18 protein-coding genes are annotated in these 18,743 nt (G+C 72.6%); 12 read left to right on the plus strand and 6 right to left on the minus strand.

The window, feature by feature from the left end; genetic code table 11:
- Positions 1–31: 31 nt before the first annotated feature.
- Both KLP28_15095 and KLP28_15100 read right to left on the minus strand, forming a co-directional pair.
- On the minus strand, positions 32–1,120 hold the full coding sequence (locus KLP28_15095) for a DUF3071 domain-containing protein (protein QWC84859.1): 1,089 nt from the start codon (positions 1,118–1,120) through the stop codon (positions 32–34).
- A 51-nt stretch (positions 1,121–1,171) separates the two neighbouring features.
- Positions 1,172–2,434 carry an MFS transporter gene (locus tag KLP28_15100; GenBank protein ID QWC84860.1) on the minus strand — a complete coding sequence of 421 codons (1,263 nt, stop codon included), beginning with the start codon at positions 2,432–2,434 and terminating at the stop codon, positions 1,172–1,174.
- Positions 2,435–2,539: 105 nt separating this feature from the next.
- Between KLP28_15100 and KLP28_15105 the strand changes: the two genes are divergently transcribed.
- The 3 genes from KLP28_15105 to KLP28_15115 all read left to right on the plus strand — a co-directional run bounded on the left by KLP28_15105 (position 2,540) and on the right by KLP28_15115 (position 5,042).
- Positions 2,540–3,736, plus strand: a complete 1,197-nt coding sequence (locus KLP28_15105) for a ferrochelatase (protein QWC84861.1) — start codon at positions 2,540–2,542, stop codon at positions 3,734–3,736.
- Entirely contained in the window at positions 3,733–4,584 is an 852-nt protein-coding gene (locus tag KLP28_15110; GenBank protein QWC84862.1) for an inositol monophosphatase, read from the plus strand. Before KLP28_15105 ends, KLP28_15110 begins: the two co-directional genes overlap by 4 nt.
- 170 nt (positions 4,585–4,754) lie before the next feature.
- Positions 4,755–5,042, plus strand: a complete 288-nt coding sequence (locus KLP28_15115) for a DUF4193 domain-containing protein (protein ID QWC84863.1) — start codon at positions 4,755–4,757, stop codon at positions 5,040–5,042.
- Between the two features lie 109 nt (positions 5,043–5,151).
- On the opposite strand, the gene KLP28_15120 is transcribed toward KLP28_15115, so the two are convergent.
- Both KLP28_15120 and KLP28_15125 read right to left on the minus strand, forming a co-directional pair.
- A complete protein-coding gene (locus KLP28_15120) occupies positions 5,152–5,433 on the minus strand; it encodes a DUF4235 domain-containing protein (GenBank protein ID QWC84864.1) in 282 nt (93 codons plus the stop codon).
- 84 nt (positions 5,434–5,517) lie between these two features.
- Positions 5,518–6,051 carry a DUF3093 domain-containing protein gene (locus KLP28_15125; GenBank protein QWC84865.1) on the minus strand — a complete coding sequence of 178 codons (534 nt, stop codon included), beginning with the start codon at positions 6,049–6,051 and terminating at the stop codon, positions 5,518–5,520.
- An 89-nt stretch (positions 6,052–6,140) separates the two neighbouring features.
- Between KLP28_15125 and dut the strand changes: the two genes are divergently transcribed.
- From dut to KLP28_15145, 4 genes are all read left to right on the plus strand, one after another.
- Positions 6,141–6,605, plus strand: a complete 465-nt coding sequence (gene dut / locus KLP28_15130; protein ID QWC84866.1) for a dUTP diphosphatase — start codon at positions 6,141–6,143, stop codon at positions 6,603–6,605.
- Positions 6,606–6,671: 66 nt separating this feature from the next.
- Positions 6,672–7,391 (plus strand): DUF3710 domain-containing protein, encoded by a 720-nt coding sequence (locus tag KLP28_15135; protein QWC84867.1) that lies wholly within the window; start codon positions 6,672–6,674, stop codon positions 7,389–7,391.
- A 1-nt stretch (position 7,392) separates the two neighbouring features.
- The gene (locus KLP28_15140) at positions 7,393–7,776 is read left to right on the plus strand and encodes an OB-fold nucleic acid binding domain-containing protein (protein ID QWC84868.1); all 384 of its coding nucleotides are present in this window, start codon (positions 7,393–7,395) and stop codon (positions 7,774–7,776) included.
- A 113-nt stretch (positions 7,777–7,889) separates the two neighbouring features.
- Complete coding sequence (locus KLP28_15145) at positions 7,890–8,498, plus strand: DUF3159 domain-containing protein (GenBank protein QWC87015.1); 609 nt, start codon at positions 7,890–7,892, stop codon at positions 8,496–8,498.
- A 12-nt stretch (positions 8,499–8,510) separates the two neighbouring features.
- On the opposite strand, the gene KLP28_15150 is transcribed toward KLP28_15145, so the two are convergent.
- Both KLP28_15150 and KLP28_15155 read right to left on the minus strand, forming a co-directional pair.
- The gene (locus KLP28_15150) at positions 8,511–9,170 is read right to left on the minus strand and encodes a TrkA family potassium uptake protein (GenBank protein QWC84869.1); all 660 of its coding nucleotides are present in this window, start codon (positions 9,168–9,170) and stop codon (positions 8,511–8,513) included.
- On the minus strand, positions 9,170–9,832 hold the full coding sequence (locus KLP28_15155; GenBank protein QWC84870.1) for a TrkA family potassium uptake protein: 663 nt from the start codon (positions 9,830–9,832) through the stop codon (positions 9,170–9,172). Before KLP28_15155 ends, KLP28_15150 begins: the two co-directional genes overlap by 1 nt.
- An 80-nt stretch (positions 9,833–9,912) precedes the next feature.
- On the opposite strand from KLP28_15155, the gene KLP28_15160 reads away from it, so the two are divergent.
- From KLP28_15160 to KLP28_15180, 5 genes are all read left to right on the plus strand, one after another.
- On the plus strand, positions 9,913–12,003 hold the full coding sequence (locus tag KLP28_15160) for an APC family permease (GenBank protein QWC87016.1): 2,091 nt from the start codon (positions 9,913–9,915) through the stop codon (positions 12,001–12,003).
- A 3-nt stretch (positions 12,004–12,006) separates the two neighbouring features.
- A complete protein-coding gene (locus KLP28_15165; protein ID QWC84871.1) occupies positions 12,007–13,275 on the plus strand; it encodes a TRAM domain-containing protein in 1,269 nt (422 codons plus the stop codon).
- 33 nt (positions 13,276–13,308) lie between these two features.
- A complete protein-coding gene (locus KLP28_15170) occupies positions 13,309–14,817 on the plus strand; it encodes a hypothetical protein (protein ID QWC84872.1) in 1,509 nt (502 codons plus the stop codon).
- Positions 14,818–14,995: 178 nt separating this feature from the next.
- Positions 14,996–17,809, plus strand: coding sequence for an aconitate hydratase (locus tag KLP28_15175; protein ID QWC84873.1), 2,814 nt, complete (start codon positions 14,996–14,998; stop codon positions 17,807–17,809).
- Between the two features lie 124 nt (positions 17,810–17,933).
- Complete coding sequence (locus tag KLP28_15180) at positions 17,934–18,668, plus strand: sulfite exporter TauE/SafE family protein (protein QWC84874.1); 735 nt, start codon at positions 17,934–17,936, stop codon at positions 18,666–18,668.
- Positions 18,669–18,743: the final 75 nt, after the last annotated feature.

An 18,743-nucleotide genomic window follows, 5' to 3' on the forward strand; every position in this document is an offset into this window, starting at 1 on the left:
TGAGGCCAAGTGGTCCGGCCCGACGCCGGCGTCAGTCCCGGCGCTCGTCCTCGCGGTCGTCGACCTGCTCGTCGACCTGCGCGTCGGGGGTTCCCTCGGCGAGCGGCGCCCCCTCGGTGGGACCGCCGAACATGATCTCGTCCCAGCTCGGGATGGCCGCCCGTCCGCGGCGGCGGCCAGGCTTCGCTGCCGGGGCGTCCTGCGAGGCGTCGGCGGGCTCACCGAACAGCACGTCCTGCGTCGGCTCCGGTGCGGGATCCGGCGTGGGCGCGGGCGCCGGTGCGGGTGTCGGCTCGGGACCCGGCTGCTCGAGCCAGGACGGGGCGTCGACGTCGTCGCGCCAGCCGGTGGCGGAGCCTGTCGCGGGACTCGTCGAGGCCCGTGGTGTCGCAGGTGCGGCCTGTCCTCCGGTGACCATGGCGATCGCGTCGTCACCGAGGGCGAGCTGATCGTCGTCCGACGCCTCGGGTGCCTCGGGTGTCTCGGCGGGGTCGGGGATCTGTGCGGGCGCGTCGACGCCGGAGGCGGGCGCGACCTCGGCCGGGGGACCGGACAGGTCGCCGTCGCGCACGGCGCGCAGCGTCTGCTCCGCCGGGGCGGGCGGCAGCGGGATCTCACCGTCGGCCGAGGACTGCGGTGCCGGGCTGTCACCGTCGCCGGGGGCGGCGTCATCCGCGGTGGTGCGGGCGAGGCCGGGCCGGTGGTCGAGCTCACCGGTGAGCCAACGGGCGAGGTCGTCCTCGGCGACGACGTAGCGGCCGGCGATGTCGTGGGTGAACGTGGCCGTGCGCGCGACGCCGTCGAGGGGCAGCTCGGCCACGACGGCCCACGTACGGTCGGGGCGACGCCAGGCGTCCCAGTTCACGGCGGAGGCGTCGAGCGCGGAGGCGCGCAGCCGGGTCTCGACGAGGTCGGAGAGCACGCCGGCGCTGGTGCCCCCGGGCGTACGGACCGACGCCGCCTGGGCGAGCCCGGCGAGGTGGGCTCGTTCGGCGAGCACCGGGCCGGCGTACACGAGCACCTTCTCCAGCGTCGTCTGGGCGGCGGTCGCGACGTCCTCCGGTGTCTCCCCGGCCCGGATCCTCGACTGGATCTCGCGGGGCGGCAGCTGACTGGTCATCAGGTCGATCCTCCGGATCGCGACGGGGCCTCGGCGTGGGCTCCGGTGAGCCTACTGGTCAGCCGGGGGCGCGAAGGTGGCACCGACACGCGGGGAGATGGGCGTGTCGGGCAGCGATCCTGCGACCCGGCCGGGGCTTCCCGCCTGCCGTGACACCTGGGCCGCCAGGGCCCCGAGCGCCATGGCGACGACGGGCACCGCGTACGCCGCGCTCACCCCGAGCTCCTCGACCACCAGGCCCGCGAGGGCCGCCCCGGACGCGACGCCCACGGCCAACCCGGTGTGGGCGACCGCGAGCGACTCGGTCAGACGGTCCCGCGGGGCGCCTGCCTCGACGGCGGACACCATCGCGATCAGCGTGGGTGCGACGGCCAGCCCGACGAGCAGGAGGAGCCCGGCCATGAGGGTCAGGGTGGGCACGAAGGGCAGGGGCAGCACCACCAGCGCGAAGGCGGCGGTGAAGCGGCGCATGCGGGTGGCTGCGTCCACGGTCCACGACACCAGCCCGGTGGCGACGCCGGCGACCAGGCTGGCCCCGGCCCACAGGGCGAGCAGCAGCCCGGCGGCGGACTGGTTCGCGCGCTCGTCGGCGAAGGCCACCGTGGCGACCTCCATGCCACCGAAGAGGACGCCCAGGCCGATCGCGACGCCGGTGGCGGGCAGCAGGCTCCGCCACGCCAGCGGTGCGACCGGGCCCACGCTGTCGTCCGTGAGCCGCACCGGCGGCTGGGTCGCGCGCAGCCGCGAGAAGCCGAGGGTCCCGACGAGCGCCACCACGGCTGCGGTGAGAAGGCCCGCGGTCGGGTGCACCGTCGTGGCCAGCACGGTCACCAGCACCGGACCGACGACGAACGCCGACTCGTCGGCGACGCCCTCCAGGGCGTACGCCGTGTCCTTCTCGGCGGTCCGGTCGGCGAGCAGGAAGCTCCAGCGGGCGCGGACGGCCGACCCGACCTGCGGGAACGTCGCACCGCCGAGCGCCGCGAGCACCAGCAGCAGCGCCAGCGGTGCCCCCGACGTGGTGGCGACGACCAGGCCGACCAGGCTCAGGTTCGAGACCACTGTGGCAGGCACCAGCACGGCCGCCTGGCCGAAGCGGTCCAGCAGCCGGCCCTGCACCAACGCCAGGGCCCCCTCGCTCAGCACGAACGCGGCCGTCACCAGGCCGGCCAGGGCGTAGGAGCCGCGGACGCCTTCGACCAGCAGCACGATGCCGAGCCCGATCATCGCCATCGGGGCCCGGGCCAGGAGTCCGGTGAGGAAGAACGAGCGCGCCCCGGCATGGGCGAGCACCCGTCGGTAGGGCATCAGCACCTCCGCAGGCTAGCGCCGGCTCGGGCACGGTCCGGGCACGACTCGGGCACGGTGCGGGTGCCCTCGGACGGTGTCACCTCGGGCGGCGGCAACTACGATCGGGACATGCCCGCTCCCGAGGACACGAGCCCGTACGACGCCCTCCTGCTGGTCTCCTTCGGCGGGCCGGAGAAGCAGGAGGACGTGCTCCCGTTCCTGCAGAACGTCACCCGCGGCCGGGGAATCCCCGACGCCCGGCTGGAGGAGGTCGGGGAGCACTACCGGCTCTTCGGCGGTCGTTCCCCGATCAACGACCAGAACCGCGCGCTGCTCGCCGCGATCCGCGAGGACCTCGCCGCCCACGACATCGACCTGCCGGTCTACTGGGGCAACCGCAACTGGGATCCCTACCTGGACGACGTGCTGGCCCAGATGCACGCCGACGGGGTGCGCCGGGCCGCCTGCTTCGTCACGAGCGCCTACTCCTCCTACTCGGGCTGCCGGCAGTACCGCGAGAACCTCGCCGATGCCCAGCTCGTGCTCGCGGGTCACGAGAAGGGGGACGCCGAGGCGTACGAGCAGGTGCTGGCACGGGTCGCCGCGGGGGAGCTGCCGCGCCTGGACAAGCTGCGGCACTACTACAACCACCCCGGCTACGTCGCAGCCGTCGGCGACGCGGTGCTCGCCGCGCTGGCCGACCTGGCGGAGGCCGAGAGGCAGGGTGCGCACCTGGTCTTCGTGACGCACTCGATCCCCGAGTCGATGGACGCGGCCGCCGGGCCGCCGGAGCAGGGCGGCCACGCGTACACGGCGCAGCACGCCGAGCTCGCCCGCCTGGTCACCGACCGCGTCGCCCAGGAGACCGGCACGACGCACCCGCATCAGCTGGTGTTCTGCTCGCGCTCGGGCCCGCCGCACGTGCCGTGGCTCGAGCCCGACGTCAACGACCACCTCGAGGCACTGCACGCCGAGGGCGCGACAGCGGCCGTCGTGGTGCCGTTCGGCTTCGTCTCCGACCACATGGAGGTCATCTACGACCTCGACACCGAGGCGGCGGAGACCGCGGAGCGTCTGGGCCTGCCGTTCCGGCGCGCGGCGACCGCTGGGGTGGACCCGCGCTTCGTCGCCCTCGTCCGCGACCTGCTGCTGGAGCGCGCGGCCGCGGAGCGGTCCCACCACGTGGAGCGGGCGGTCTCCGGCCCGGGCTCGGCCTGCTGGGACGTCTGTCCCGCGGGCTGCTGTCTCAACGCGCGGGCGCCGGAGCGGCCCGCGGCCTCGGGCAGCGACCTCCCGGCGCAGCGGGAGCTGCGGTCGGCGACGTGACCGCGCACCACCCCGAGGCCGACCTGCTGCGGGCCGTCGCCGTCGACGTGGCGCGCGAGGCCGCGGCGTACGTCGCCCGCTCGCGTGCCTCGAGCGGTCCGGAGGTGACCGCGACCAAGTCCTCGGCCACCGACGTCGTCACCCGGGTCGACACCGACACCGAGCGGCTGGTGCGGCGACTGCTCTCGGTGCGCCGCGCCGGCGACACGCTGCTCGGCGAGGAGGGCGGTGAGGAGCCCCTCGTGGAGGGGAGCCCAGCGGCGACGCGGACGTCGGTGCGGTGGATCGTCGACCCCATCGACGGCACGGTGAACTTCCTCTACGGCATCCCCCAGTATGCGGTCTCGGTCGCCGCCGAGGTCGACGGCGTCGTGGTCGCAGGAGCCGTGCACGACGTCACACGCGACGAGAGCTGGTCGGCGGCGAAGGACCGGGGGGCGAGCCTCGACGGGGCGCCGCTGGCGGTGCGGGCGGTGCCGCCGCTGGCCGAGAGCCTGGTGCTCACCGGCTTCTCCTACGACCCCCGTACGCGGGCCCTGCAGGGCAGCGCGGTCGCGCAGCTGCTGCCGCGCGTGCGCGACATCCGCCGGATGGGGTCGGCCGCGCTCGACATCTGCGCGGTGGCCGCCGGTCGTGCGGACGCGTACGTCGAGGAGGGTCCGCAGCTGTGGGACCACGCCGCGGCCGGCCTCATCGCCACCGAGGCGGGTGCCCGGCTGTCGCTGCTCGAGGGCGCCGGGGGAGCGACCCTGGTGCTGGTCGTCCCCGAGGACGGCCACGACGCCGTGCTCGAGGTCGTCTCGACCTGCGGATTCCTGGCTGGCCCGGTGCGGCCGACCACTCGCTGACCTGCGACGACGTCGCCGGGTGTCCGCTCTCACACCCGTGCGGGGGGCGCGGTGGAGTAGGTGGCTTGCAGGGCGGAATAGGGTGCGGGGCGTCGGTCGTTGGACCGGCTGCCCGAGGGCACGCGTCAGGGCTGTGCCGGGCCCGACGCCCACGCACGAGAAGGACGAGGATGGCTACCGACTACGACGCTCCGCGCAAGAACGACGACGAGAACGAGGAGAGCATCGAGGAGCTGAAGGCTCGTCGTCACGACAAGAACTCCGGCAAGGTCGACGAGGACGAGGTCGAGGCCGCAGAGTCCTTCGAGCTGCCCGGTGCCGACCTCTCCCACGAGGAGCTGGCCGTCGAGGTCAAGCCCCGACAGGTCGACGAGTTCACCTGCATGAGCTGCTTCCTGGTGCACCACCGGTCACAGCTGGCCGACGAGGCCAAGATGATCTGCTACGACTGCGCCTGAGAACGACCCCCGACGACGGAGGCCGCCCACCGAGCCGGTGGGCGGCCTCTGCTGCGTCGTACGCCGGGCCTACGCCACGAGCGCGGGCGGGTGACGGTGTGCGGGTGGCTCAGTCCTTCTCGAGCCCGGGGGGCAGGTGACCGGTCGAGCGGGTGTAGTAGACCGCGGCCCGACGAGCGGCGAGCATGCGCGCGACCTGCACCAGGGCGCCGGAGAAGACGGCCCAGGCCACGGCCTCGTTCATGGAGACGTCCGGGTCGGCCGGGTTCGCCGGCGGCTCCTTGCTGGTGGCGGCGGACCAGGTCGACGCGATGGCCTTGCGGGCGACGATGCCGGCGAGGATCGTCGAGACCGTCGACATCAGGCTCCACGACTTCGAGCTCTTGGCCATGGGTTCCTCTCGTGCGTGACCGGACGGCCTCGCGGGGGTGAAGGGGGGTGGACGGGTGTCCGACCGGGTGGACGTGGGCGGCCCCTACCCGGCGGGGGGCGCACCATGCGATCCGGCGACCGGTCCAGTCTGTCGGGCCTCGCGCAGGGCCGCGACCAGCTGCTCGGGATGGCGTGTCGAGACCAGCCAGTACGGCGTCGGGTCGCGCGGGTCGGCGAGGTGCACGCGGACCGCCTGCTTCAGCCAACCCCGCAGCACCAGGAAGGCGCGCGCATCGGCCTCGCGCCCCGCGACCGCCCGGGTGCGCTCGCGGTCGAGCTGCTCGACCGAGGTGATGACGTGCACGGGCAGCCGACCGCGTCCGGCGAGGAGGTCGCCTTCCCCGGGGCCGTGCGTACGCACCTCGACGATGGCGCTGCCGAACCACACCATGCCGCCGTACACGATCGCGGAGGCCACGACCGTCACGACCAGGGCGCCGGCGAAGGGCAGCGCGACGACGACGGCGAGGAAGACGCTCGCGACGAACATCGTGCCCTGCACCCACCAGCGCAGCGGCACGGCGAGCCGTTCGCGGTACAGCGTGGTGGGGCCCTCGGGGGCCGACGGTGCGGACACGACCCCAGGATCCCACCCGCGGCCAGGCACGGGAGTCGGAGGGGTCGGGGCGACCGAGGTCACGACCGGCTGGCTCTAGGGTCAGGAGCGTGAACGGACCCGAGGCCCGCCCCGTCGTCGAGGTGCAGCGCCTGGATCCCGTCGCGCCGTTGCCCACGTACGCCCACCACGGTGACGCCGGAGCCGACCTGGTCACCACGGAGGACGTGGTGCTGGAGCCGGGGGAGAGGGCGCTGGTGCCGACCGGGTTGGCGATCGCGCTGCCGGAGGGGTACGTCGGGCTGGTGCACCCGCGCTCGGGCCTGGCGCTGCGCCTCGGGCTGAGCATCGTGAACACGCCGGGCACGGTCGACGCGGGGTACCGCGGCGAGGTCAAGGTGCTGCTGGTCAACACCGACGCCCGGGAGGCGGTCCGGCTCGCCCGGGGCGACCGCATCGCCCAGCTGGTCGTGCAGGAGGTGGCGTACGCCAGGTTCGTCGAGGTCGAGACCCTTCCGGCGGCCGATCGCGGCGCCGGGGGTTACGGTTCTACCGGGGGCCACGCAGGTCTGTGAGGCCCGCCCCGCCGAGGCCAGGAGAGACGAGTGAGATTCCGCCGCAAGGCAGACGAGACAGCCGACGTGCCCGCGTCCGAGACCGGTGTCGCCGAGGACACGAGCGACTCTGCGGACGCCGTGACGGTGCCGGCGGACACCCCCTCCGCCACGGCCTCTGCGGCCGGTGCTGCACGCACGGGCCCGTGGGACGTCGACGAGGACCACTCCGTGGACATCGCGCGCACCGTCGACCTCGGGTCGCTGATGATCGCGCCCCTCGACGGTCTCGACATCCGCCTGCAGGTCGACGAGGAGAACCAGCAGATCGCCTCGGTGCTGCTGGCGAACGAGGAGGGCGCCGTCGAGCTGCGCCCCTTCGCGGCGCCGCGCAGCGGCGGCCTCTGGGAGGAGATCCGGCCCGGGGTGGTCGAGGAGGTCACCCGGTTGGGCGGCAAGAGCGAGGAGACCGAGGGCCCGCACGGGACCGAGCTGCGGGTCGTCATCCCGCTGAAGGCGCCCGACGGTCAGCAGGTCGTGCAGCCCTCCCGGGTCTTCGGCATCGAGGGTCCGCGGTGGATGGTGCGGGCCACGATGCTGGGCCGGCCCGCCGTGGAGGTCGCCGAGGACGCCGCGTGGTGGGACGCGCTCTCCCACGTGGTCGTGGTGCGAGGCAACGACGCGATGGCCCCCGGTGACCCGCTGCCGCTGACGATGCCGCCCGGCGCTTTCAGCGACGACCCCGAGGGTCTGGCCGAGGCGCAGGCGGAGATGCAACAGCGCTCCGGCGGGACACAGGGGTCCTGACATGGGGCGGGACACGACGGAGCGCAGCGGCCGCGGTCGGTTGCGGCGCTCGCTGAACCGCTGGGCCAGCAGCGAGCAGGCCCACGACCGCGACCTGCTCCGCGAGACGCGTGCGTCGGGCTGCTGCCCGATCGAGGAGGCGGACGAGCGCTCCCGGCTGGAGCTGCACGGCACGCTCCGCACCGTCACCCTGCGGCCGCGCGGCGGCACCCCGGCGCTCGAGGCCGAGCTGTACGACGGCACGGGCTCGATCACCCTGGTCTTCCTCGGGCGTCGCCGCATCGGCGGCATCGAGCCGGGCCGCGCCCTGACGGTGTGCGGACGCGTCGGTCACGCCGCGGAGGGCCCGGTCATGTACAACCCTCGCTACGAGTTCACCGCGTGACGGAGCCCTCGTCCGAGCGCGAGCTGCCCGAGAAGCCAGGGCAGCCGACCCCGCTCACGGTCGAGGAGGTCGTGCGCTCGCAGCTGAGCGACGCCCTCGGCGGTCGGCGCGGCATGGTCGAGGCGGCGGTGCCGACGGCGACCTTCACGGTGCTGTTCCTGCTGCTCGACGAGATCCGTACGCCCCTGCTGGTCAGCGTCGGCATCGCCGTGGTGCTGCTCGTGATCAGGGTGGTGCAGCGCAGCCCGGTGCAGTTCGTGGTCAACGCGCTCGTGGGCATCGGCATCGGGGCGTTCTTCGCCTACCGCGCGTTGGCCGGTGGCGGGGACGCCGACGACGCGGCGCTCGCGTACTTCCTGCCGGGCATCCTCTACAACGCCGCGTACGCGGGCGTCTTCGCGCTGTCGGTGGTCGTCGGGTGGCCCGCCCTCGGCTTCGTCGTGGGGTCGGTCACCGGGGACGCCACCGCGTGGCGCTCGGACCCGGCCGTCGTCCGCCTGTGCGCACGGCTGACGTGGTTGCTGGCGCTGCCGTGCGTCGTCCGCGTCGTGGTGCAGGCGCCGCTGTGGCTCGCGGGCAGCAACGAGTGGGCCGACCCGCAGACGATGATCGCGCTGCTGGGTGCCAGCAAGATCGTGATGGGGTGGCCGCTGCAGATCGCCGCCCTGGCCGGGATGGCCTGGCTGCTGAGCCGCAACCGCACCGCGTACACCCCGGCGTGACCGGGGCGCGGACTAGTTGGGGCTCAGGAGCTCCTTGAGCTCCGCCTCCCGGTCCTCCTTGGCGACGAACAGCAGCTCGTCGCCCGCCTCGATCGCCTGGTCGTCGTCGGGCTCGTAGACCTGGCCGTCGCGCAGGATCGTGCACAGCGACGTGTTCTCGGGCCAGGGGACGAGGCCGAGGGCGGTGCCGACGTACGGGCTCTCGGCGGGGATCGTGAGCTCGACCAGGTTGGTGTTGGACTGGTGGAAGGTGAAGAGGCGTACGACGTCGCCGACGGCGACGGCCTCCTCCACCAGGGCCGACATGATGCGCGGGGTGGAGACCGAGACGTCGACGCCCCAGGCCTCGGTGAAGAGCCACTCGTTGTCGGGGTGGTTCACGCGGCCCACGGTGCGGGGCACGGCGAACTCGGTCTTCGCCAGCAGCGAGGTGACGAGGTTGACCTTGTCGTCGCCGGTGGCGGCGATGACGACGTCGCAGTCCTGCAGCTGGGCCTCCTCGAGGGAGGACATCTCGCAGGAGTCCGCGAGCAGCCACTCGGCGCCGGGCACGCGGGCGGGCTTGATGGCGCGGGCGTCCTTGTCCACGAGCAGCACCTGGTGGCCGTTCTCGATGAGCTCGGCGGCGATGGAGCGGCCGACGGCCCCCGCTCCGGCGATGGCGACGCGCATCAGTCCCCTTCCGGTCCGGACTCGAGTGCCGACCAGACGCCGGCGGCGTCCTCCTCGCGCATGACGAGGTGCAGGCGGTCGCCCTCCTGCAGCACGGTCTCGCGGGTGGGCAGCATGCCCCGGCCGAGTCGGTCGATCCAGGCGATGCGGGAGCGCGACTCGGACTGGAAGGTGATGCTGCGGCCCCCGACCCACGCGTCGGGCACCTCGACGGTGTCGATGCGGATGGTGCCGGAGGGGTCGAGGTAGTCGGGCTCGTCGCCGGCGGGGAGGATGCGACGCATCACCTGGTCGGCGGTCCACCGCACGGTGGCGACGGTGGTGATGCCGAGCCGCTCGTACACCTCGGCGCGGCCGGGGTCGTAGATGCGGGCGACGACGTTCTCGATGCCGAACTGCTCGCGCGCGACACGGGCGGCGATGATGTTGGAGTTGTCGCCGCTGGAGACGGCGCAGAAGGCGCCGGCGTCGTGGATGCCGGCGTCGCGCAGCACCTTGCGGTCGAAGCCGACCCCGGTGACCTTGGTGCCGGCGAACTCGGGCCCGAGCCGCCGGAACGAGTCGGGGTTGGAGTCGACGACCGCGACGGTGTGGTCCCGCTGCTCGAGGCTGCGCGCGAGGGTGGAGCCCACCCGGCCGCAGCCCATGATGACGACGTGCACGGGTGCGACGCTACTACCCGCGGTGGCGGCGGTGGTGGTCTCCCGCGCGCCTGACCAGGCGTAGCCTTTGCGGCGTGGGGATGACCGACGTCGGCAAACGACTGCTGATCGGGCGCAAGCTGAGGTCGAGCCAGCTGGGGGAGACCCTGCTGCCGAAGCGGGTGGCGCTGCCGGTCTTCGCCTCCGACGCGCTCTCGAGCGTGGCGTACGCGCCGGACGAGATCTTCTTGATGCTCAGCGCGGCGGGCGCGTCCGCGTACGTCTTCAGCTGGCAGATCGGCATCGCCGTGGCGGTGGTGATGGCGGCGGTCATCGCCTCCTACCGCCAGACCGTGCACGCCTACCCCTCCGGCGGCGGTGACTACGAGGTCGCCAGCGTCAACCTGGGGCGTACGGCGGGCACGACGGTCGCGAGCGCGCTGCTGATCGACTACGTGCTGACCGTGGCGGTGTCGATCTCGGCCGGCGTGCAGAACGCCGCGGCGGCGCTGCCGTTCATCTCTGGACGCGAGGGGCTGATCGCGGCGGTGGTCGTCTTCGTGCTGGCGGCGATCAACCTGCGCGGGGTGCGCGAGTCGGGCACGGCGTTCGCGATCCCGACGTACGGGTTCATGGTCGCGGTCTTCGGCATGGCCGCCTTCGGGTTCCTGCGCCTGACGTTCGGGGAGCTGCCGGCCTCGGAGTCCGCGGACTACATCATCGTGCCGACCGAGGGCTACGGCGAGGAGATCACGCAGGTCGGGCTGATCTTCCTGCTGGCCCGAGCCTTCTCCTCGGGCTGTGCGGCGCTGACCGGTGTCGAGGCCATCAGCAACGGCGTACCCGCGTTCCGCAAGCCGAAGTCGCGCAACGCCGCGACCACGCTGCTGCTGCTCGGAATGATCGCGATCACGATGATCATGAGCGTCATCATCCTGGCCCGCGAGGTCGCGGTGAACTACGTGGACCCGCTGGAGATCGAGCGGCTGCGCCAGGCCGACGGGTCGCCGCTGCCGGACGGGTACGACCAGCACACCGTGCTGGCACAGATCGCGCTGGCGGTCTTCGACGGGTTCCCGCCGGGCTTCTACTTCGTGATCACGATGACCGGCGTCATCCTCGTGCTCGCGGCCAACACGGCCTTCAACGGCTTCCCGGTGCTGGCCTCGATCCTCGCCCGCGACGGGTTCCTGCCGCGCCAGCTCGCCTCGCGCGGCGACCGACTGGCGTACTCCAACGGCATCCTGATCCTCGCCGCGATGGCTGCGGCCTTCGTCCTCGCCTTCGACGCGGAGACCACCCGGCTCATCCAGCTCTACATCGTCGGTGTCTTCGTCTCCTTCACGTTGTCGCAGCTCGGGATGATCAGGCACTGGACGCGCGAGATGCCCTCGGCCGAGCCTGCGGCGCGGCGCCGCATGATGCGCAGTCGCGCGATCAACACCTTCGGCCTGATCATGACGGCGACGGTGCTCGTGGTCGTGCTCATCACCAAGTTCCTGCTGGGCGCCTGGATCACGCTGGTGGTGATGGCGGTGTTCTTTATGGGCATGCGCAGCATCCGCCGCCACTACGACGCCGTGAGCGAGGAGCTGACGATCACCGAGGTCGACCAGCACCTGCCCACGCGGGTGCACGCGGTCGTGCTGGTCTCGAAGCTGCACCGCCCGACCATGCGGGCGCTGGCGTACGCGAAGGCCTCCCGCCCCAACATCCTCGAGGCCGTCTACGTCTCCACCGACGCCGCCGAGACCGACCGCCTCACCGGGGAGTGGGACGCCCGCGGCATCCAGGCGCCGCTGAAGATCCTCTACTCGCCCTACCGCGAGATCATCCGTCCGATCGTCGACTACACGGCCTCGATCCGGGAGGCGAACCCGCGCGGCGTGGTGGCGGTCTACTTGCCCGAGTACGTCGTTGGCCACTGGTACGAGCAGCTGCTGCACAACCAGACGGCGCTGCGCCTGAAGGCCCGTCTGCTGTTCAGCCCCGGCATCATGGTGATCTCGGTGCCGTTCCAGCTGCAGTCCTCCGCGGCCGCGGTGGAGCGCGACGCACGCGACGAGCTGCGGCCGCGGCCGGGGGACCTGCGCCGGGGCCGCGTGGTCGACAACCCGCAGGCGCGGGCGGAGATCCGGGCGCAGCGCAAGCAGGTCTCCCGCATCTACGACTCCACCCGCGACGAGGACTGAGGGGTGGCAGGGCAGCGCAGCAGGGGCCGCGACGGGGCGCGCACCAGGCAGAGCCGGGGCGACTCCCTGGTCGGCACCGAGTGGGAGGTCGAAGTGGGCGCCGTCGCGCACGGCGGGCACTGCGTCGCGCGGCACGAGGGCCGGGTGCTGTTCGTGCGGCACACGCTGCCCGGTGAGCGGGTCCGCGTACGCGTCACCGAGGGCGACACCGGGTCGAGCTTCCTGCGGGCGGACGCCGTCGAGGTGCTCGAGCCGTCTCCGGACCGGGTCGAGCCGCCCTGCCCGTACGCCGGCGTCTGCGGTGGCTGCGACTTCCAGCACGCGACGCTGGACGCCCAGCGTCGGCTCAAGGCGGCCGTGGTCGCCGAACAGCTCCAGCGTGTGGCCGGGCTGTCCTGGGACGTGCAGGTCGAGGAGGTGCCCGGGGCACCGGACGGCCTGGGCTGGCGGACGCGGGTGCAGTACGCGGTGGGCCGTGACGGACGCGCCGGGCTGCGGCAGCACCGTTCGCGCGAGCTCGTGGTGCTGACCGAGGAGCTGGGGCCCTGCCGTATCGCGCACCCCGACGCGCCCGCGGTGCACGAGCGACCCTGGCGGCGTACGACCGCGCTGGAGACCGTCGTGTCCGCCACCGGTGAGACGGCCCGCGTCCGTCATCCCGTCGACCGGCGCGAACGCGTGCGCGTCGAGGGCCCCCGCCGCCTGACCGAGCGGGTGGCGCTCCCGTCCGGAGACCACGACTTCGAGGTCTCGACGCGCTCGTTCTGGCAGGTGCACCCCGGCGCGCCGGTCACCCTGGCGAGCGTCGTGGCCGAGCTGGCGGGCGTACGCCAGGGCGAGACGGTGCTCGACCTGTACGCCGGCGCCGGTCTGCTGAGCGTCGAGCTCGCCCGCGCCGCGGGCAGCACGGGCTGGCTCGTCGCGGTCGAGGGCGACGGACGCGCGGCGGCGTCCGCGCGACGCAACCTGCCGACCGCGACCGTCGTCGCGGCCGACGTCGAGAAGGCGCTCGGCGACGGCTCGGTGCCCCCCGACGCCGACGTCGTCGTGCTCGACCCGCCGCGCACGGGTGCTCGCCGCGCCGTGGTCGAGGAGGTCCTCGCCCGCTCGCCGCGAGCGGTCGTCCACGTGGCCTGCGACCCGGGAGCCCTGGCGCGCGACGTCGCGCTGTACGCCGAGCACGGCTACCGGGTGGAGGTCCTACGGGCCTTCGACCTCTTCCCGATGACCCAGCACGTGGAGTGCGTGGCGCGGCTGGTGCCCGGCTCCTGAGAGGGGCGCCGTCCGAGGCCTATCCTCGGCGGAATGCGCCTGATCTCGGCCGTCCTCGGGTTCGTCCTGCGCAAGGCCGGTCTGTTCGTGGGCCTGGTGCTCTCGCTGTTCCTGGTGGTGCTGATCGTCTCGGCCCTGGTGCCGGCGCTGCAGCAGGCGCGGGCCGACCAGCAGCGTCTGACCGAGGTGTCCCAGGAGCGGAGAGCCCTGGAGGCCGACGTCGCCCGGCTCGAGCGTGCGTACGCGGAGGGGCAGCAGCAGGCGGTGGCGACCCTGACCGCGGGTGTGACGCGCGAGGTCGCGGCGGCCCGGCGTCAGGTGACCGGTCTGCGCTCGCGGGTGGCGGGACTGAGGTCGGCGGAGGGGGAGGTCTGCGGGTTCCTCACGTCGCTCCCCGAGAAGATCCTGCCCGGCCCCGACCCGTGCGACCTGGCGCAGCAGAGGGTGCGGGCTGCGCAGCGCGCCCTCACGACGTTCGAGGGGAATCTGGACTCGGCCCAGCAGGACCTCGCCGTCCTCACCGACCCGACCCTCACGAACGAGCAGAAGCTGGCCCGGATAGACGGCGAGGAGAGCCGCGCGGACCTGCTGCGTGAGATCGAGAACGCGCGCGCGGACCTGGGTCGCGTACGGAGCGTGCAGGCGGGTCTGCAGGAGAGTCAGGACTCCGCCGCGGGCTGGGTCGTACGGCAGTGGGCGGCCTCGTGGCGCTGGTTGGCACTGATCGCGGCGGCGGTGCTGGTGGCCCCGCTGCTGTTCCGCACCCTCGCCTACTACGTCCTGATGCCCCTCGTGCAGCGCTCGCACCGCCCCATCCACCTGGCGGAGGGCCGGCCCGCTCCCGAGGCGACGCTGCGCACGTCGACGGCCGTACGCACGCTGGTGGTGCCGCTGACCGAGGACGAGGTGCTCTCGGCCCGCTCGGAGCACGTACGCCCGGTGCAGGGGAGCCGGATCTCGAGCCGGATCCTGTACGACTGGGGCTCGCCGTTCGTGAGCTTCGCCGCGGGCCTGTTCGGGCTGAGCCGCATCAGTGCGGAGGGCGAGCCGACCGAGGCCTCGCTCGCTCCGCCGGACGACCCCGACGCCTACCTCATGCGCGTGGACTTCGCCGATCACCCGGGCATCTCGATGCACCCGAGACACGTCGTGGCGGTGATCGGGGCGCCGGAGGTGACCACGCGATGGCGGTGGGGGCTGCAGGCGCTGGCCACGGGGCAGGTGCGCCACATCCTCTTCGCGGGCACCGGCAGCCTCATCGTGCAGGGCTCGGGGGACGTGCAGGCCACCAGTCCCGGTCATCGGCCCACGCGCATGGACCAGGACCTGCTGATGGGCTTCGACTCCCGGTTGCTCGCCGGGGTGTCCCGGACCGACGTCTTCTGGCCGTACCTGTGGGGCAAACGGCCGCTGGTGGACCGCAGGTTCACCGGCGAGGAGGTCTTCTTCTGGCAGAAGTCCGTGGGCGAGGACCAGGCCAATCCTCTGGTCCGGACGTTCAACTCCTTCTTCTCCGCGGTCGGCAAGGTGCTCGGCTTCTGACGAGCCCGGACCGGGCGGGCCGTCCGCGCCGATAGGGTGGCGTACGGAGCGTCGCCATCGTGTCGCGACCCGGTCCCGGAGGCTTAGGTGCCACGTCAGTGGGCAGGGGGCGCATGACGCGCGACGCGCCACGCAGGCGGTCGGTATCGGCCGCACGGGACCACGTGAGGAGACGCCGATGGCGGGCAGCACCAACAGCTTCGGAGCGAAGAAGGACCTCGATGTCGACGGCACGACGTACGAGATCTTCGACATCAACGCCGTGGCGGGTGACGGCCTCGACGTCGAGTCGCTGCCGTACTCGCTGAAGGTGCTGCTGGAGAACCTGCTCCGCACCGAGGACGCCGAGAACACGACCGCCGAGGACATCAAGGCGATCGCCGCCTGGGACCCGGCGAAGGAGCCCGAGCAGGAGATCCAGTTCACGCCGTCCCGCGTGGTCATGCAGGACTTCACCGGCGTGCCCTGCATCGTCGACCTCGCCGTCATGCGCGAGGCCTTCGCGGAGCTGGGCGGCGACCCCGACCGCATCAACCCGATCGCGCCTGCCGAGCTGGTCATCGACCACTCGGTGCAGATCGACGTCTTCGGCACCCCTGAGGCGTTCGAGCGCAACGTCGAGATCGAGTACGAGCGCAACCGCGAGCGCTACCAGTTCCTCCGCTGGGGCCAGGGCGCCTTCAGCGACTTCAAGGTCGTGCCGCCCGGCACCGGCATCGTGCACCAGGTCAACATCGAGCACCTGGCCCGCGTGACGTTCTCCCGCGAGATCGACGGCGTGCTGCAGGCCTACCCCGACACCCTGGTCGGCACCGACTCCCACACCACCATGGTCAACGGCATCGGCGTCCTGGGCTGGGGCGTCGGCGGCATCGAGGCCGAGGCCGGCATGCTCGGGCAGCCGGTCTCGATGCTCATCCCGCAGGTCGTCGGCTTCAAGCTGACCGGCGAGCTGACCGAGGGTGCCACCGCGACCGACCTCGTGCTCACGGTGACCGAGATGCTGCGCGACCACGGGGTCGTCGGCAAGTTCGTGGAGTTCTACGGCGAGGGCTGCGCCAAGCTGCCGGTGGCCAACCGCGTGACGATCGGCAACATGAGCCCCGAGTTCGGCTCGACGGCGGCGATGTTCCCGGTGGACGACCAGACGATCGAGTACCTCCGCCTGACCGGCCGCACCGACCACCAGCTCGCGCTGGTCGAGGCGTACGCCAAGGAGCAGGGCATGTGGCTGGACCCGGCCAGCGAGCCGCGGTTCTCCTCCACGCTCGAGCTCGACCTCGCCTCCGTGGTCCCCTCGATCGCCGGACCGACCCGCCCGCAGGACCGCATCGCCGTGACCGCCGCGAAGTCGTCCTTCCGCGGCTCGCTGCCGGACTTCTGCAACGGCGACGACCACAGCGAGAAGGGCTACGACCAGGCGGTCGCCGGCACCTTCCCCGCCTCCGACGCCGCCGCGAGCGGGGGCACCGAGGCGGCCGAGCCGCCGGCGCACGGCGGCAAGAAGGCCGAGGGCCGTCCGTCGAACCCGCAGGAGATCACGATCGACGGCGAGACCGTCCACGTGGACCACGGCCACGTCGCGATCGCGTCCATCACCTCCTGCACCAACACCTCGAACCCCTCGGTGATGATCGGCGCCGCCCTGCTGGCGAAGAACGCGGTCGAGAAGGGCCTGCAGCGTCGCCCCTGGGTCAAGACCAGCCTCGCGCCCGGCTCCCAGGTCGTCACCGGCTACTTCGAGAAGGCCGGCCTCCAGCCGTACCTCGACAAGCTCGGCTTCAACCTCGTCGGCTACGGGTGCACCACCTGCATCGGCAACTCCGGCCCGATCATCCCCGAGGTCAGCGAGGCCGTGAACGAGGCCGACCTGGCGGTCGTCTCGGTGCTGAGCGGCAACCGCAACTTCGAGGGTCGCATCAGCCCCGACGTGAAGATGAACTACCTGGCGTCCCCGCCGCTGGTGGTGGCGTACGCGCTCGCCGGCTCGATGGACGTCGACATCTTCGAGGAGCCCCTAGGCGCCGGCAGCGACGGTGAGCCGGTCTACCTCAAGGACATCTGGCCGTCGCTGGAGGAGATCGACCGCATCATCGGCGAGACCATCTCCTCGGAGATGTTCGTCGAGGACTACGCCGACGTCTTTGAGGGCGACGAGAAGTGGAAGTCGCTCCCGACGCCCGAAGGCAAGATCTTCGAGTGGGACGAGGACTCCACCTACGTACGCCGCCCCACGTTCTTCGAGGACATGGGCGCCGAGCCCGAGCCGATGCAGGACATCAGCGGCGCCCGGGTGCTGCTGAAGCTCGGCGACTCGGTCACCACCGACCACATCTCGCCCGCCGGCGCCATCAAGAAGGACAGCCCTGCCGGTCGCTACCTGCAGGACAAGGGCGTCGAGCACCGCGACTTCAACTCCTACGGCTCGCGCCGCGGCAACCACGAGGTCATGGTGCGCGGCACGTTCGCGAACATCCGGCTGCGCAACCAGCTGGCGCCGGGCACCGAGGGCGGCTGGACGCGCGACTTCACCCAGGGTGAGGGCGAGGACGCCCCGGTGACCTCGGTGTACGACGCGGCCACGAACTACATGGAGGCCGGCACCCCGCTGGTCGTCCTGGCCGGCAAGGAGTACGGCACCGGCTCCAGCCGTGACTGGGCCGCCAAGGGCACCCTGCTGCTGGGCGTGAAGGCTGTCATCGCGACGTCGTACGAGCGCATCCACCGCTCGAACCTCATCGGCATGGGCGTGCTGCCGCTGCAGTTCCCCGAGGGCGAGGACCACGAGTCGCTCGGCCTGACCGGTGAGGAGGAGATCTCGATCTCTGGCATCGACGGCTTCAACGACGGCATGCCGCGGACGCTGACCGTGAAGGCGGGCGACGTCGAGTTCGAGGCCAAGGTGCGCATCGACACCCCCGGTGAGGCGGCGTACTACCGCAACGGCGGCATCCTGCAGTACGTGCTGCGCTCGCTGCGCGGCACCGTCTGAGCGACCACCGCTTCGACGCCCCGGTCTCAGCCGAGACCGGGGCGTCGCTGTGTGCGGCCCCGCCCCTCGTGACGATCGTTGCCTCCTACAATCGAGGCGTGCGGAGTCGCGTCGAGGTCCCGGAGTGAGCCTCCCGGCGGAACCCACCTCGGTCCTCCTCGTCCTCGCGGTCGCGGTGCTCGTCGGCGCGACGGTGCAGAGCCTCGTCGGGCTCGGTCTCGGGCTGGTCGCCGCACCGATCACGGCACTCGCGGCACCTGAGCTGGTGCCGGTGCTCCCGATCACCCTCGCGATGCTGCTGCCGGTGGCGACGCTGGCCCGGGAACGGGCGGACATCGACTGGCGAGCGCTGGCGTGGCTGGTGCCCTCGCGCGTTCCCGGCACCGTGGTCGGGGTGGCCGTGGTGGCGCTCGTGGGCCCGCGGGTCATCGGGATCGCCGTCGCCGTGATGGTGCTGGTGGCGGTCACCGCCACGGCGTACGCGCCCAGGTTGCCCATCACCCCGACCACCCTGATCGGCGCCGGCCTCGCATCCGGCGTCGCAGGAACCGCCACCTCGATCGGCGGTCCACCGACGGCATTGCTGCTGCAGCACCGTCCCGCACGGCAGCTGCGCACCACCCTCGCGGTGTTCTTCCTCGTCGGCGCGGTGATGAGCCTGGTCGGACTGTGGCTCAGTGGCGAGCTCGAGGTGTCGCACCTGTTCCTGGCCCTGGTGATGGCGCCGCTGCTGCTGGTGGGGGAGTTCGCCGGGCGGCGGCTGCGGCCGGTCCTGCCGACGCGGGCGAGTCGTCGTGCCGTGCTGGCGGTGTGCGGGCTGTCGGCGCTGGTGCTGCTGGTCAGGTCGCTGAGCGGCTGAGCGGGCCGTCTCGAAACCACACACCTCCCGACGGGCTCCGAACGCGTAGAGGAGGGTGAGAGCCTGTGTCCGGCA

It is taken from the genome of Nocardioidaceae bacterium (assembly GCA_018672315.1).
Lineage (GTDB): Bacteria > Actinomycetota > Actinomycetes > Propionibacteriales > Nocardioidaceae > TYQ2.

Coding starts and splice junctions, on each gene's coding strand:
- KLP28_15095 (QWC84859.1), bottom strand. CDS start 1,120: ATGACCAGTCAGCTGCCGCCCCGCGAGATCCAGTCGAGGATCCGGGCC.
- KLP28_15105 (QWC84861.1), top strand. CDS start 2,540: ATGCCCGCTCCCGAGGACACGAGCCCGTACGACGCCCTCCTGCTGGTC.
- KLP28_15115 (QWC84863.1), top strand. CDS start 4,755: ATGGCTACCGACTACGACGCTCCGCGCAAGAACGACGACGAGAACGAG.
- KLP28_15120 (QWC84864.1), bottom strand. CDS start 5,433: ATGGCCAAGAGCTCGAAGTCGTGGAGCCTGATGTCGACGGTCTCGACG.
- KLP28_15140 (QWC84868.1), top strand. CDS start 7,393: ATGGGGCGGGACACGACGGAGCGCAGCGGCCGCGGTCGGTTGCGGCGC.
- KLP28_15145 (QWC87015.1), top strand. CDS start 7,890: ATGGTCGAGGCGGCGGTGCCGACGGCGACCTTCACGGTGCTGTTCCTG.
- KLP28_15150 (QWC84869.1), bottom strand. CDS start 9,170: ATGCGCGTCGCCATCGCCGGAGCGGGGGCCGTCGGCCGCTCCATCGCC.
- KLP28_15160 (QWC87016.1), top strand. CDS start 9,913: ATGACCGACGTCGGCAAACGACTGCTGATCGGGCGCAAGCTGAGGTCG.
- KLP28_15170 (QWC84872.1), top strand. CDS start 13,309: ATGCGCCTGATCTCGGCCGTCCTCGGGTTCGTCCTGCGCAAGGCCGGT.
- KLP28_15175 (QWC84873.1), top strand. CDS start 14,996: ATGGCGGGCAGCACCAACAGCTTCGGAGCGAAGAAGGACCTCGATGTC.